The sequence below is a fragment of the Lysinibacillus sp. A1 genome (assembly GCF_000801965.1).
Classification (GTDB): Bacteria; Bacillota; Bacilli; order Bacillales_A; family Planococcaceae; genus Lysinibacillus; species Lysinibacillus fusiformis.
Genome location: NZ_JSZM01000025.1, coordinates 105,182 through 120,600, shown reverse-complemented (window position 1 = coordinate 120,600; position 15,419 = coordinate 105,182). Strand labels below are relative to the sequence as shown.

15 protein-coding genes are annotated in these 15,419 nt (G+C 38.6%); 4 read left to right on the top strand and 11 right to left on the bottom strand.

The genetic code is table 11. The features are described from left to right. Window positions 1–46: 46 nt before the first annotated feature. Together murF and PI85_RS19030 are read right to left on the bottom strand one after the other, a co-directional pair. Entirely contained in the window at window positions 47–1,435 is a 1,389-nt protein-coding gene (gene murF, locus PI85_RS19035; RefSeq protein WP_036125117.1) for a UDP-N-acetylmuramoyl-tripeptide--D-alanyl-D-alanine ligase, read from the bottom strand. A gap of 146 nt (window positions 1,436–1,581) precedes the next feature. Beyond that, complete coding sequence (locus PI85_RS19030) at window positions 1,582–2,976, bottom strand: Mur ligase family protein (RefSeq protein ID WP_036125116.1); 1,395 nt, start codon at window positions 2,974–2,976, stop codon at window positions 1,582–1,584. A gap of 140 nt (window positions 2,977–3,116) precedes the next feature. On the opposite strand from PI85_RS19030, the gene PI85_RS19025 reads away from it, so the two are divergent. Further along, window positions 3,117–4,328 (top strand): ATP-grasp domain-containing protein, encoded by a 1,212-nt coding sequence (locus tag PI85_RS19025; RefSeq protein ID WP_036125115.1) that lies wholly within the window; start codon window positions 3,117–3,119, stop codon window positions 4,326–4,328. A gap of 82 nt (window positions 4,329–4,410) precedes the next feature. On the opposite strand, the gene PI85_RS24020 is transcribed toward PI85_RS19025, so the two are convergent. The 9 genes from PI85_RS24020 to PI85_RS18980 form a co-directional block, all read right to left on the bottom strand. Then, on the bottom strand, window positions 4,411–6,645 hold the full coding sequence (locus PI85_RS24020; RefSeq protein ID WP_082011594.1) for a YheC/YheD family protein: 2,235 nt from the start codon (window positions 6,643–6,645) through the stop codon (window positions 4,411–4,413). 79 nt (window positions 6,646–6,724) lie between these two features. After that, window positions 6,725–7,156 carry a hypothetical protein gene (locus PI85_RS19015; protein WP_008175697.1) on the bottom strand — a complete coding sequence of 144 codons (432 nt, stop codon included), beginning with the start codon at window positions 7,154–7,156 and terminating at the stop codon, window positions 6,725–6,727. Window positions 7,157–7,314: 158 nt separating this feature from the next. Beyond that, window positions 7,315–7,977, bottom strand: a complete 663-nt coding sequence (locus PI85_RS19010; RefSeq protein WP_036125114.1) for an HAD family phosphatase — start codon at window positions 7,975–7,977, stop codon at window positions 7,315–7,317. A gap of 65 nt (window positions 7,978–8,042) precedes the next feature. Further along, on the bottom strand, window positions 8,043–8,414 hold the full coding sequence (locus PI85_RS19005; RefSeq protein ID WP_036125113.1) for a multidrug efflux SMR transporter: 372 nt from the start codon (window positions 8,412–8,414) through the stop codon (window positions 8,043–8,045). Between the two features lie 12 nt (window positions 8,415–8,426). Further along, window positions 8,427–8,750 carry a multidrug efflux SMR transporter gene (locus tag PI85_RS19000; RefSeq protein ID WP_036125112.1) on the bottom strand — a complete coding sequence of 108 codons (324 nt, stop codon included), beginning with the start codon at window positions 8,748–8,750 and terminating at the stop codon, window positions 8,427–8,429. 43 nt (window positions 8,751–8,793) lie between these two features. Beyond that, window positions 8,794–9,006 carry a helix-turn-helix transcriptional regulator gene (locus tag PI85_RS18995; protein WP_008175687.1) on the bottom strand — a complete coding sequence of 71 codons (213 nt, stop codon included), beginning with the start codon at window positions 9,004–9,006 and terminating at the stop codon, window positions 8,794–8,796. Window positions 9,007–9,017: 11 nt separating this feature from the next. Further along, window positions 9,018–9,656: a DUF2975 domain-containing protein gene (locus tag PI85_RS18990; RefSeq protein WP_036125110.1), complete on the bottom strand. Its 639-nt coding sequence runs from the start codon at window positions 9,654–9,656 to the stop codon at window positions 9,018–9,020. Between the two features lie 136 nt (window positions 9,657–9,792). Beyond that, on the bottom strand, window positions 9,793–11,310 hold the full coding sequence (locus tag PI85_RS18985; protein ID WP_036125107.1) for an ABC transporter permease/substrate-binding protein: 1,518 nt from the start codon (window positions 11,308–11,310) through the stop codon (window positions 9,793–9,795). Continuing rightward, window positions 11,303–12,256 (bottom strand): ABC transporter ATP-binding protein, encoded by a 954-nt coding sequence (locus PI85_RS18980; RefSeq protein WP_036125105.1) that lies wholly within the window; start codon window positions 12,254–12,256, stop codon window positions 11,303–11,305. The genes PI85_RS18985 and PI85_RS18980 overlap by 8 nt, the downstream gene beginning before the upstream one ends. 274 nt (window positions 12,257–12,530) lie before the next feature. Between PI85_RS18980 and PI85_RS18975 the strand changes: the two genes are divergently transcribed. From PI85_RS18975 to PI85_RS18965, 3 genes are all read left to right on the top strand, one after another. After that, entirely contained in the window at window positions 12,531–13,925 is a 1,395-nt protein-coding gene (locus PI85_RS18975; RefSeq protein WP_036125104.1) for a hypothetical protein, read from the top strand. Window positions 13,926–14,054: 129 nt separating this feature from the next. Next, window positions 14,055–14,840 carry a glucosaminidase domain-containing protein gene (locus tag PI85_RS18970; protein ID WP_230584807.1) on the top strand — a complete coding sequence of 262 codons (786 nt, stop codon included), beginning with the start codon at window positions 14,055–14,057 and terminating at the stop codon, window positions 14,838–14,840. 109 nt (window positions 14,841–14,949) lie between these two features. Next, complete coding sequence (locus tag PI85_RS18965) at window positions 14,950–15,393, top strand: hypothetical protein (protein ID WP_235318511.1); 444 nt, start codon at window positions 14,950–14,952, stop codon at window positions 15,391–15,393. Window positions 15,394–15,419: the final 26 nt, after the last annotated feature.

Genomic DNA, 15,419 nt, shown 5'->3' with positions numbered 1-15,419 from the left:
GCTTTAAATGGTAGGGTGTCTCAAATAATAGAGACACCCTTTTAAATTAGGATAAATTTTTAAGATTATTGGCAAATTCAATCATAGATCTACTCGACATCGGTCCTTTTATAAGAACAATCGTGTCCGCGTCAAGCTTTGGTTTCAATAATTCTAAAACACCTGTTACATCTTTAAACGTATGAACCTCTGCTTTAGTTCCATCTTTTTTCGCTTGGTCGGCAATTGCCTCTGCCCTTTTGCCGATTGTAATTAATGTATCTATCTGTCTTTCAGCTACTTTGGAGCCAATTTCCCGATGATATTTTTCTTCAAAATTCCCTAATCGCTTTATATCCCCTAGCACAAGAATAACTTTTTTCTCTTTCCCTACTGTATCTAACACTTTCAAGGCTGCTTCGACAGAAGTCGGATTATTGGTCCACGTATCATCAATAATCGTACTGTCACCTATGCCTGTCGTAAATTCTAAATGTCTCGCCATCTGTTTAAAGGTTCTTAACCCTGCAATGGCTTGACGTATGGAAAGTCCCATTTCGCTACAGGCAGCAATGGCGGCTAAAGCATTATATACTTGATGCTCACCGTAACCAGGTACAAACACATTATACTTAGTGTCTGCTACTTCTAGCACGAATTTCATGCCTGTATGAGCAAATTCTATAGCGGAAGCTTTGTAATCAGCCGAATCCTGTAAGCCAAATCTAATCATTTTCCCTTTAAATTTTTGTAATGAAATTTTTGCGATATTGGCATCATCTGCATTAATTATTAGTGTACCATCTGCTCGAATTCCCTCGACTATCTCTGCTTTCGCTTTAATATAACCTTCAAGATTGAGACAGCCATCTAAATGGTGAACACCAATATTTGTAATAATGCCGATAGTCGGCTGATAGATCATGCATTGATGTTTTATGTTACCTGTATTCCCTAAGCCTAGTTCAAAAATGGCTGCCTGTGTCTTATCATCAACACCCGTCAAATAGGGCAATGATTGCCTTGGTTCATTTTTACTACTAACAGATGCTTGCACTTGCCAATGTTTACTAGCGATATGTTTTAGCATCTCTTTCGTTGTCGTTTTACCACAGGTTCCTGTCAATGCCACTACTGGAATTTGAAAAAGGCCACGGTAATATTCGATAAATGTCCAGTATGCCTGCGCAACGCTTTTGACGTGTAAAACCGTTGTATTATCTAACGCATTTTTCAACTCAGTAGCTGGTTTATCGGAAATGACAAGGGATGGCCCCTTTCTATCAATCTCTTGCCAATTGATTTTATCACTTCGACTAACAAACATAAGTGTGTGAGTGTGAATTAAATCATGTCGATTATAGTAGATTGCATGCTTCACAGACCATTGATCTGATCCATGGATAATTTTCCCCTGTAGGACGCTTCTAATTTTTTGCACACTAATGGATTGCAAGTGTACTACGCCTCCTTTCTTTATCAATCTTGTACAGACCTATTAATTCTCTTGAACAAGAATGCTACATTTTTGATCAATTACTATACCTTATTAGAGTGGCATTCTATATGACACAGTTAATATCCTATAAATAAAGAAGTGAGCTAAACTGTGGGAGGTGGTGGTTTAAATTTAAGCTCAGCTGCTAATTTCGAAACCTGTTCACTATACATATCACCCTTTATAAGGACTATCGTATTTTCATCTACAATCTGCTGTAACAATGGATAAACAAGCGTGCTATTTTTATAGGTATAAACAGGAGCGTTAAACCCTAAATTCACAGCATGATCAGCCATGATTCGCGCGTGCTCTCCAATAGTAATGAGCACATCCACACCAATACGGTGAATTAATTCACCCGCCTGCTCATGAATAATATAGCCCCATGAACCCAAATCGGTAATCGTGCCAATAACAGCAATTTTTTTCTTGCCTACTCCGAGATCATTCAACACTTTTAAGCCTGCCTCTAAGGAAGTTGTAGTAATACTCCATGTATCATCTAAAAGCATGGAATGATTAATGCCCTCAAAGAGCTGTAATTGCTTTTTCAATTGACGGAAAGATTGGAGTTGATTGGCTGACACCGGAATGGGTACCCCTATTTCATAGGCCGCTGCAATGGCAGCAAGGGCGTTGTACACTTGATGTTGGCCAAATCCTGGTACAAAAATGTCATAGATTTTTCTATTATGGTGCAGCTTAAAATTCATACCCTTTTGATAATATTGGATATGGCTTGCACGAAAATGACAGGAATCATGGATGCCTACCTTCAATACGCGCCCATTAAACTTAGAGATATCTAGCTTTTTAGTATTCATATCCTCAGCGTTTATGATGAGGGTCCCTTTTGGCTGAATGATGTCTAGCATTTCTCCCTTCGCCTGAATATAGCCTTCAAGCGTCTTACAATAATTCAAATGATGGGCACCAATATTAGTAATAATCCCAATAGTCGGCTTAAAATATTTCCCTGCATTCGTGACATCCCCCGGTGAGCCAACAGCTGTTTCAAATACAGCTGCCTCTGTGTCATCTTCAATATTCAGTAAATATTGCAATGATGCCGTTCTTGAGTTACTACTTAATGTCGTTGCTGTCACTTGTCGATCAGCAGAAAGAATATGTTTAATCATCTCTTTCGTTGTTGTTTTGCCTGAAGTACCCGTAATCGCAACAATCGGGATATGAAACTGATTGCGATAAAAATGAACAAATCTCCAATATGCCTCATCTACATTCGCAACCTGTATGATGATGATTTGGGCTGGAATGTCATTTGGCCGATATGCTCTGTCGGTCACTATTACAAGAGGAGAAAGTGGCTCAAGACTTTTCCAATTAACAATACGTTTACTTGTAAAAAGGGCCGTATTGGGCTTTTTCACTTGTTTTAATCGATAAGCACCATGCTGTATGAGCATTTCCTCAGACCCTTGCACTAAATAGCCCGCCGTAATCATTGCTAAATTTTTCACCGAAAGAGGCTTCATATCTTTTCTCCCTCCTTTCTTTTCTAGTATATGTAATCTCTTAAAAGTTGCTTGGATGTAGACAAGATACACAACTAGAAGAAAACTATTTCGTTGCATATATATAAAGGTGATTAAGTATCTAAGTACCAATAGAAGGAGTGATATACCTGAAAGCGATTGTATTTATCGGTACAAACAAATCCGGGTCTAGTCGTGAAGCAACAAGAGCAGCTGAAAGATTAGGCTATTTCACAATACTTTTCACCAATAATGAAAAACAACTTCAGCAGCGCCGATCTTACCCCGATATTCATAGAATGATACTCATTGATACTTTGAATATCGAAAGAATGAAAGAGGAAATTGATAAACTAGGAAAAACCGGATTAGAGATAAAAAGTATCGTTAGTTTTGTTGATCCATTTGTCCATGTTGCTTCCATGCTATGTGATGAATTTTGTCATAACTATACATCCTCCTCCGCTATTGAAATTATGGAGGATAAAGAAAAAACAAGAAATTATTTGAAAGACCAACCCTACTCACCAAAATTTTCACTCATGAAGCCTAATGAACCCATTGAGAAAAATTTAACATTTCCATTAATCGTGAAATCACCAAAGTCAACAGGTTCAAAAGATGTACTATTAGCAACGGATGCCGACCAGCTGAATAACCACCTCAAAGCATTGCGCAGTAAAAACCCCTATGAAACGATTATGATTGAAGAATATTTGGAAGGCCCCCAATATTTAGTGGAGGCGGTCGTATATCAACGTCAATCACATGTCATTGGCATTATTGAGCAGGAAATTACCCAAGGTAAACGGTTTATCATAACAGGCTATGGCGTATTAGTGAAAGCTCCTTTGGATATACAGGCAGGCATTGAGGAAGTTCTTCAATCCATCGTCAAAGCTTTTGATATTGAAAATGGCGCTCTTCATTTGGAACTCCGCCTGACAAAAAACGGTTGGAAGCTCATTGAGATTAACCCAAGGATTTCTGGAGGTGCTATGAACAATATGCTTCAAGCGGCTCTCGGATTTAGTTTAGTGGAAGAAACACTAAAGCTCCTTCTTGGTGAAGAGCCTAATCTTAAGCCTAGACATAAAAAGTTTGTTTACACAAAATATGTCATTGTGGAAAGCAAAGGGATTTTAGAAAAAGTGATTGGCAGAACAAGAGCGACGAATTCAACTGGAGTAGTCGAGGTTTATGTTAAGCCAAGGAAAGGTACTTTATTAACCCCTCCTTTATCAATGGGTCACCGTTATGCCTATGTCATTGCACAAGGCTCAACTCTATCAGAAGCTCGGAATCATGCAACAACTGCCGCTAAAGAAATTAAATTTATTTTAAGAGTATGAAAAAAAATCCCGAATAATTGCCGCTTGCCAGTGGACAGTTACTCGGGTTTTTATATACATTCATTTACCTTGACGTCATTAATTATTCTTCTTTTAATGTTTGGTCCAAATATTTCACCGTTTCAAACATATTCGTTTTACTAGCACCCTTGACGAGAATCGTATCATGAGGTTTGATGAGTTTATCTAGCAGTGCATGCAAGGCATCTTTATTAATAAAATGATGTACTCTAGATGGGTCCATACCCATTTTAATTGCTGCATTGCTCATTTCATCTGTCCTAAATCCATAGGTAATGAATTCATCAATGCCTTCCTCGTAAATATACTCGCCAACCTTCCGATATTCTTCTTCCCTCAACACGCCAAGCTCTCGCATTTGTCCAATAATCGCCACTTTACGTTTCTTGGCAATATTCGTCAATACATCAATAGCTGCTCGGACTCCTTGTGGATGGGAGTGAACCGTATCATCTATCACCGTAATATCATCGCGCAAGTTATAAATCGTTAAGCGTCTTGGTGGCTTTTTAAAGTTGAGCCCCGCTTGAATATCCAAGGGACTAAACCCTAAATAATCTGCTACAGCTACAGCATTAAGGGCATTGTAAACATGATGCTCTCCCAGAATAGGAATATACAATTCTATTTCTTGCCCATGCAGCTTCATTTTAAAGGACATGCCAATATCTTTATACTGAAGATCATATGCTCGGTAATCAGCATCTCTTTTTATGCCCACCGTTAGCATTTTCCCTTTAAATTGCTGGGTCTCTAAAAATCTTGAGTTATCATCATCTTTATTCAAGATTAATAGCCCTTGCTGATCCATCCCATGAATCAATTCAGATTTCGCCTTTGCAACACCTCTTACATCCCCATCAAAGTTACCTACATGGGCTAAACCAATATTCGTCACTATACTAATATTCGGTTGAATGATGCTGCAGTGATTCGTAATAATACCTGGGTAGGCCATGCCATACTCTAATACGACAGCCTGATGGGAATCATTAATTTCTTCCTTATGCTTTTTTGTATGCTCTGTCGTATTCCAATAATCCTTTGATTCAAACACATTCCATTGTTTTGATAAAATCGAACCGACAAATGCTTTGGTTGTTGTTTTTCCCGCACTTCCCGTAATCGCAATAATAGGAAGGTTCTTTTTGACCTCCACTGGATTGCTTTTTTGTTGTACAATCTCCTTTTTGACCTCCACTGGATTGCTCTTCTGTTGAACAATTTTCTTTTTTACACGTTTTGGATTTTTTGCAAGATACATCGCATAGCGGATGGAATTAATCACGACATCTAATTCTAAATAAAAAGCAGGAGGACAGCCTGGACGCCAATTTACCTCATACATCCAAATTTTTTGTTGTTGATCTAAACCAACATCAATGCCAATTTCATCAATGACTTCCCCAAATTTCTCCATTTGTATGTCATCTAGATGATGAGCCAGTGCTAAAGAGAAATGCTCGAGCATTCGCCGAATGTTGTAGGCTTCTTCCTTGAACTCTTGCTCTAAAAATGGATCTAAGTAATTGGTGAATCCTCCATTGTTAATATTCGGGATGATAGAGCCATTTGGAGCAATCCGAGGATAAACAGTCGTCACCACCCATTTTCCTTCCCCATTCTTTTGCACATGCAGACGGAAATCATATACTTGGCCTGCCTTTGTAATCGATTGAATATAAGGCTGCATAATAAAAGTACCAGACGCTAACTGCTCTTTTAATAAAGCATCTAATTGCGGCTTGGAATAGATTGTGTTCGTACTATCCTTTTTCACCTCAAAATTCTTCGGTCCCGCCTTCGTAATAAAATAAATTCCTTTTCCTTTACGTCCATCAATCGGCTTAAACACAACCCTTTTATAATAATTAATGAACTTATGAAATACATCGGCATCTTTGACAATTTCAGAAGGAATCAAATACTGTTCGAATTCTTTGGCTTCCTTTAATCGCTTCATCACATTCCATTTATTCCCTATCGAATACGTCGTAAAGGGAATCTCTTCTTTTAAGCGCTCAATAATCTCCTTGGACACAGATAGCTTCTCGGGACTCCCCGCATTATAAATAACATCTGGAAAAGGCATTGTTTTCTCCTGCCACTGCCCATCCTCATAAACCTTAGCTCGAATGGAACGTTTCGCAAAATCAACACTTTTAGGTGTAAAATAAAAAAACTGTGCCCCTTCTGCCTTTGCAACTGCTGCATACGCATAAGACTTGAGAACTGTCGTTGGATCAAGTCGATGATGCAGCATACCAATAATCGTCATAGCTAAACTTCCTTTCATTAGATTCTCTCTCTATTACATTCACACTTAATCCCTTATATATAGACAGATGCTCTAGCTCTAGTAGCTTAATATGAGGCTACCATTTAGGCTCTATGATAAATTTCCCTTTTAGCATATCTGGCTTTAATAGCTGAATCGCTGAAATGCCACTAAGTTCTATGGATTTTTCTGTACTTGTTTTCTCTAGCCTCACTACATCTGCAAGGAAATTTGTATCGTTCCCCTCATAGTCAAAGGCGCGCAGCAATGACACAGTGCCACGATATCGATCCTTATCGACATCCTCTATACGGAAAAATTCCGTTTCAAAATTCTTTACCGTATCCATTAATCTTAAATGAGCGCCACTATTGGTAATTAAAAAAAACGGAATCGTATCACTCCCAACTATTTTGACAAGCAGCTGACCGAAATATTTAGAATGAAAATCCATCATAATATCCTGAAGATCCTTCAAATCGCATAAAGCTTCGCATAAAAAATGATTTCTTTTTTTCTCACTATTCAAATCGTAGCCCCCTTCCTAGTCTGAATAAGTATCTTGGTCCCCGTAAGTTGCCCTCTCGTTATAATATGTAGCGATCAATAATATGACGACCTTTTCACAAAGAAACTAAAAAAACCTCTACCATTCGAAATGAATGGTTAGAGGTTCGAAGCATTTCATTATTTGATAAAGCATGCCAGTAGATTTTCTAAATCATATTGTTCTAAGGTATCTATTGTATAATGACCTGTAGCAAAAGGTAATTGCTTGGTGATGGTATTGGGAACAACTACCGTATGAAGCCCTGCTGCCAAAGCTGCACGTGCTCCATTTGGCGAATCCTCCATAGCGATCGCTTCACCAGCACTTACCCCTAGCTGTTCAAGGGCCTGCAAATACAGCTCAGGATGTGGCTTAACATTTGTCACCGTATCAGCCGTACAATAACAATCAAAAAACTTGCGTATTCCTAGTGCATCCACAAACCGATCAATCCATTGACGACTTGAGCTACTAGCAATACCCATTTTTAAACCCGCTTCCTTTGCTTGCTGCAAAAGATTTAAAATACCAGGTCGTATCACTTCCAATTCCATTAGCTCTGTATGCCTTGCTTGAATAGATGTACGAAATGCCTCCACATCCAAATCCATGTGATGATGTGTCACGAGATAAGTATAAGGATTAAAATCTTGAAGATTTGTCCCAAGGCATTTCGCATACGTCTCTAACGATAATTCCACACCATATGATGCATAAGCATCCTTAAAAACTGTATACCAAGCTGTTTCTGTATCAATAATCGTCCCATCAAAATCAAAAATAATAGCCTTCATTAACATCCTCCTACCAAAAAGGTAATCTGCTATTTCCGCATCCTATCCGGCACTTTGCCGGTGCTATCCGTCTATCCACGCATGCTATCAGGCTCTTCCCCTTTGCTATCGGCCTCTCTGCCATTTCGGTCTCCTTGATTCAGCAAAATCACGCCGCCTATTATGAGTGCGATTCCAAGCGCAGAGTAGAGGTTAAACAAATCGTTCCAAATGACAATGCCTACAATCACCGTCAAAGCGGTACCGACACCTGACCAGATGGCATAGGCTAGGCTTAATGGCAAGGTTTTCAAGCATAGGGATAGGCTGTAGAATGAAATTCCATAGCCAAGTGCCACCGCTACAGATGGTCCTGGAACAGTAAATCCATCCGATAGCTTCAGCATAGTTGTCGCAAAGACCTCACTAATAATCGATAATGTTAAAAATAAATAGCCTTTCATCGCGTTTGCCTCCTAATGACCACCCGCAAGATTGAGCACCACGACACCTACAATAATACAAAGAATCCCTAGTACCTTCTTACGATTGAATATTTCCTTATATAGCACAACCCCTACAATCGCTGTTAGTGCTGTGCCTAACCCTGCCCATATTGCATAGGCGGTGCCAATGGGTATGGTTTTTAAGGTTAAGGCTAAACAATAAAAGGCCGTTCCATAGCCGACCACCACACCGATAGATGGCCAAATACGGGAGAAGCCTTCGGTGCGCTTGAGCATGGAGCTAGCAAAAACTTCTGCTACAATGGCGATGAATAAAAGACTGAAAACCTTCATTTTTTAAAAACCCTTTCTTGCTGCTATGTTTAGATGACAAAAATTAATCTTCATCCTCGACATACTCTAATATATCTCCTGGCTGGCAGCCCAAAGCCTTACAGATGGCATTTAAGGTAGAGAAACGCACGGCTCTTACCTTGCCTGTTTTTAAATTTGAAAGATTGACGATCGACACATCAACCTTCTCTGCAAGCTCACTTAGCTGCATTTTACGATCCGCTAGCATCCGGTCTAAGCGAATAATTATAGTCATATTTTCACTTCCTAAGCTGTTGCATCATATTCATCTTGGAGAAAAGCACCGTAACGGAAAATACGCGCAATGGTCCAAATCACCAAGCCACAAAGTAATAGTGTCCAATTAATGCCTGTGAAATGATAGCTAATCCCTGTAATAAAATCCGTCTCTACAAATAGTGATTCAAGCTTAAATGGTTGCATCATTAGATAGACGATATATGTACGGAATGCACTCACAGTTAAGCTTAAGACTATCACACAATACGCAATTCTTTCTATTTTTTTACTATTATCTAGCGAAAATATGATTCCTTTTGATAAATTATTTATAATATTCCTTACTTGAACAACCATTAAAAATAAAATAGTTATGTATATTGTAGCTGTTAATACTAATTTCACGACATCTATTTTGGAGTAGTGCATATCTTGAACTGCCTGCTCGGACAGCAGCATTTCCACCCCCTCAAAATGGATGGAAGCTGTCACACTTGCCTTGGCTAACCAACCATTTACATTATTTTCTGACACAATTATTGCGCCAACCAACATAACTGCCATTAACGCCATGCCCAAAATCATGAGAACCATGATGATTGTAAAAATCGTACGAAGCCCCTTTATCAACAATTGAAATTCTTTACTTTGAATCGTTTTCTCCATTGTCAGCCTCCCCTTCCCTCTATTTTATTATACAGTTTCATTTATCTCTATCAATAATAAATTAACGTTTATCATTAAATTATTATTGATAGAAATAAAACCCTCTTGCATATTAATGCTCGAGGGTCCTGATCGTTTAGTTCAATAAGCCGGCATTCAGTAGATACTCTCTTGCTACTTCTGCTGCTAGCTTTCCTTCGACATTCACTTGATAATTCATTTCTCGCATTTCATCATCTGAAATTTGGTCAGCCAGTTTATTTAAAGATGTTTCAATCTCTGGATACTTGATCAGCGTTTCTTGCCGTAATAATGGAGCTCCTTGATAAGGGGGGAACAGCGCTTGATCATCCTCTAATACGTGGAGCTTATATTGACGAATTTCACTATCCGTTGAATAAGCATCGAGTAGGTTAATATCTCCCGATTCAATCGCTTGATAGCGTAGCTTAGGCTCCATAGTTGCAATAGAAGGAAACGCAATATCATAGCGTTTTTGAATCCCAACATAGCCATCTTCACGATCATTAAATTCTAATGTAAACCCTGCTTTAACAGCTTGTTCTATCGATTTAAGGTCCGAAATAGTTTGGAGCTGATACGTTTCAGCCAAATCCTCCGATACTGCTAACGCATACGTATTGTTATAGTTCATTGGGCTAAGCATAACCATATCAAATTGCTTTAGCATCCCATCTTTCGCCTGCTGATAGACATCTGCCTCACTGTTATTGATTGCTTCCTGCTTTAGAAACTCCGAGATGGCTGTGCCTGTAAATTCTGGGTATACATCAATACTGCCAGACTTCAACGCATTAAATACAAATGAAGTTTTTCCAAGTCCTGGCTTTAATTGCACCGTTAAGTCTGTATCCTGCTCAATTAATAACTTATACATATTGATGAGAATTTCAGGCTCCGCTCCAAGTTTTCCAGCGATGACAATTTCATCTTGGTCTTTGTTATTGAGAAGAGGAATGCAGACCATTATCAAAGCCGCAATACTAACGATACTTACAGTTGTTACTGTTTTTCTGAATGATAGCGATTCAAGCTTTTTCAGTAAAACATCGAAGATCAATGCTAATATCGCAGCAGGCACAGCCCCTAAAATAATGAGTGCGGTATTATTACGATCAATGCCTAGTAAAATAATATCCCCTAAACCACCTGCTCCAATTAAAGCAGCTAATGTGGCTGTTCCAACAATTAATACCATCGCTGTTCGAATACCTGCCATGATGACAGGCAAAGCAAGGGGCAATTCAACTTTTAATAAACGTTTAGGCGTATTCATGCCCATTGCCAAAGCTGCCTCCTTCAATGAAGGGTCCACTTCCTTAATGCCTGTATAAGTATTTCGGAGAATCGGTAACAGTGCATAGACCACTAAGGCAATGATGGCAGGAACTTTCCCAATACCGAATAATGGAATTAATAACCCAAGTAACGCTAGAGATGGAATCGTTTGTAGCACTGCACTAATACCAATAACCGTTTCAGCTATTTTCTTTTTATTGGTTAAATAGATACCTAGAGGAATGGCAATAATGATAGCAAAAAATAGCGCTATGAAGGAGATTTGTATATGTTCGAGTAAGGCTGACAGAAGCTGTCCCTTTCGTTCCTGAAACATTGCTACAAAATTAGTCATGGGCTCGACCTCTTTCCTTGAAATCCTTTGCTACATATTGCAGTATAGTTGTTCGAGTCACAATACCAATCATCTCTCCATGTTCTTCCACGCCAAGAACGTTATGCTCTGTCAGTTTTTCAAGAATAGTTGTGATCGGCTCATTGATAGTAATAGTATCCCCTAGCTCACTAACACTTACGATTGGTTGCATAACCGTCCGAATATCAAACCTATTGTGAACTGTATTTACCCCTATAAATTGTTGGACAAATTCATTCACTGGATTTTCTACAATTTCCTGAGGAGATCCAATTTGAACAATTTCTCCATCTTTCATGACACATAGTCGATCCCCTAACTTCAACGCCTCCTGCATATCATGCGAGACAAAGACGATAGTTTTTTGAATCTTACGCTGCATGTCCAGTAGATCATCCTGTAACTTCGTACGACTAATAGGGTCCAAGGCACTGAAAGGTTCATCCATCAAAATAATTTCTGGATCAGCCGCCAATGCCCGAAGAACGCCCACTCTTTGCTGCTCTCCTCCAGATAACTCCTTTGGCTTACGCTGACGATACTTTTCAGGCTCAAGCCCTACCAATTCCAAAAGCTCATCTACTCGCTTCTGAATTTTTGTTTTACTCCATTTTTTTAATTCTGGGACAATCGCAATATTCTCTTCAATGGTCATATGCGGAAAAAGAGCAATTTGTTGTAACACATAGCCAATACTCCAGCGCAACTCGTGAATATTATAATCACTTACTCTTTTTCCATTTATCCAAATAGTTCCTTCCGTCAATGGAATTAATCGGTTAATCATCTTCAATAAAGTAGTTTTGCCACATCCACTCGGGCCGATAATAACGAAGAATTCACCTTTTTTAATCTCCACATTGAGGGCTTTGACAGCCACATGGTCGTTACTATACATTTTTGAGACATTATCAAATGTTATCATCTGCCAGCTCCTTATAATTCGCTAATGATATAGTAAATTCATATTCGTCTATATATTTCACCAATAATAGCCCTTCCAAACATCTGTACGAAAGCTAGTTGGTTCACCTCACCTCCCACTTCTCAGCAATTGGTAATAATGATCATAAAACCTCTTTGAAATTTATCATAGCATTTTATTCCCAATTACACATAACTCTACCAATCTACTAAATTGACTGTTAATTCCTCCGTATGAGAAGATAAAAAAAACGGCAATTGGGAGGTAGTGAACTATGAGTAATGTCTTTCAATTTATACCTATTAGCAAACTAGCTGATAGGTTTCCCGAAAACTCTTGGTGGGCAAGCCATTACACGGAATTTAGTGAGAATGACCTTGTTGCTTACTATGAAGGAGATTTGAAGCTTCCTTTTCTTGATTTGGATTGGGACATTCCTTTCCCACAGCAAGACAATGTGATCATTATTTTTATTAATGGTCATTTGACGGTAGATCATCTATACAACGCAGAAACGGATGGTGCAATTGGACTGATGGTGATGGGCAATTTGACAGCTAAAAATATAGCTGTAGGTGGTCAGGAAATCTATGTTCACGGTCATCTGACAGTAGAGGACATTTTGTGTGGCTCCTATAATCATGGGGAAACGATTGTCAATGGTCATCTTCAGGCAACCGTATTAGTTCAAGATGACGAGTATCGCTTCAACGTCCATGGACAGAAGTCACTGCCATGTATCGTCAACGTTTGGCACGGAGATGGCGTTTTTCAAGAACTCCCTATCCGTATACAAGATGTGTTAATTGACGAGGTTTTTTATGATATGGATGACGATGAAGAAGAGTTTGAATTTTCATTCGTCACATTGGTGAGTATCCTTAAAGAAGGACGCTCCGCACTGACTAATTTACAGGAAAACCCCCACATCAAGAAGGCAACTCATGTATATTTTACGGACAATCATATCGATGTGGAAAATATACTAAAGCTAACTAAGTGTATTTTGATGACTGGAGACAAGCCTTATTTTGACCTTGAGGAACAAGGAGTGCATTTCACTGTTCAGCGAGCGCATATCGATGATGACGGAGACAAGACGAATGATAGCATTTATATGAAAACCTCCCAGTATCATTATTTTATTTGGCTCAATGAAGATCAAACCGTCTCCCTATTGAGAAAATCATTAGATGAAGGAGATGACTGGTGGGACATTACGGATTTACCTCAGGAGCAATTAGTGGATATTCAGGATCACTGGATTATGTTATTAACTTGTGTAAATGTTGCTACCCTTTATGTGCCTAAAATCGAGGTTCAGTATGTAGAACGAATTTTACAACTTCCAGAAATTCAAGGGCTTGACGAGGATGACGATGGTTTCTGGGACGGTTCTAAATATTATAGTTTTCGTCAGGCCTATACGGATGAAGATGGTGATTTCATTCATGCCCGTATTGAAATTAAGACACCTGATGAAGCGTATTATTTTTATTCATTAGAAAATCCATCCTATGTTTCTCGACACTACCAACCACCCAACCATTTTGGTCGCCACGAAATAGCTTTTTTAAATACGAGACGCTGGGAGGCTTCCGAACAATATTTTGAGAGATTTAAACAATTTATGTCTCAAAATTTTAAGATAGACATTTCAGCGGAATGACATGGAACTATTTAATGTTCGCAACGTTCTATTAATGATACAAGCTATTTATATATACAGTTCTTTATTTCTCTTTCACTCTTTGTCATAATAAGAGATAGCTAATCTTTTAATAGAAGGGAGGGAGATGTGGTCACTACCAACATCAAGCCTACCATGAAATACGTAGTTAATTTTTTAAAAGGACTTATGATTGCTGTCGTTGTTATTTGTATTTCTTTTTTTATGGTGACTCAGTTGTTTAATACGACAGAAAAAGAAGAGCCTGTCGTCATTGATGATCGCCCGAGTGCGGAAGAATTTATTGGCAAAATCGCTGAAACTGCACGAAATCTTGGAGCCAACAATGACTTATATGCATCCGTGATGATTGCACAAGCTATACTAGAAAGCGAGAGCGGACAAAGTGGCCTTGGCTCTGCCCCCAACTATAATCTGTTTGGCATGAAAGGCAGCTATCAGAATAATTCTGTAAAACTCGAAACATCAGAAGATGATGGATCAGGTAATTTGTCAACCATTATGGCTGATTTCCGCAAATACCCCTCCTATGAGGCTTCTATGCAGGACTATGTAAAGCTAATGCGCAATGGTGTTTCGTGGAACAAGGAATTTTATGCAGGTGTTTTCAAAAGTAACACCAAATCCTATTCAGATGCAACAAAGTTTTTAACAGGCTCCTATGCCACTGATTCAAAATATAACGAAAAATTAAATTCACTTATCGCGCAATACGACCTACAACAATATGACAGCCCCGTAAAGAATAAGAAAACGATAACGGTCACGGATGGTGACTCTATAGGAGATATCGCCGAGGTCTATAATGTCAACGTGACTTCTATTAAACAGTGGAATCAGCTGCGGTCAGATCGCCTTGAGGCTGGTATGCAATTAAATATTTATCACTATTAGTCGAAAATCTCCATGCTCAGACATTGTGCATGGAGATTTTTTGTGCGAAACCATTCTTTTTTTCAAACGTCCTTATGTAAAAATGAGGCAAGGAAAGGATAGGAATATAGTGACTCGTACACAACTGCTCAGCCTGATCATCATCAATCTAGTACTATTGCCAATCATTCAGCTTAGCTACAATTTATTATTTATGACTCAAATAGCTGAAAGTTTGTTTCAAATATTCCTGTTCCCACTATTCATTATTGTCCTGAACCTGTTCCTTTGTTGCTGGCGACTAAAAATATCATTTTATACCCATTGGATCTTTATTTATGTAGGACAAGGTACTGCATTAGCCTGTTATTTCGTGTGGCATTATAGTCAATTAACGCCCTTCCCACATATGCCTCTCGGTGAAGCAGCCTTTGATTTATACATGGTCACTTTTTTAATTGGATTATGGCAGCTGGTCGCATTATTTATAATCAATATGTGTACGTTTGTCGTTTATTTATTTTGGCAAACCATCCGAAATAATGATTACAAAAAAAAGCTTTATAGGTTTTGACCTCATAAAGCAAGACAATAAATATG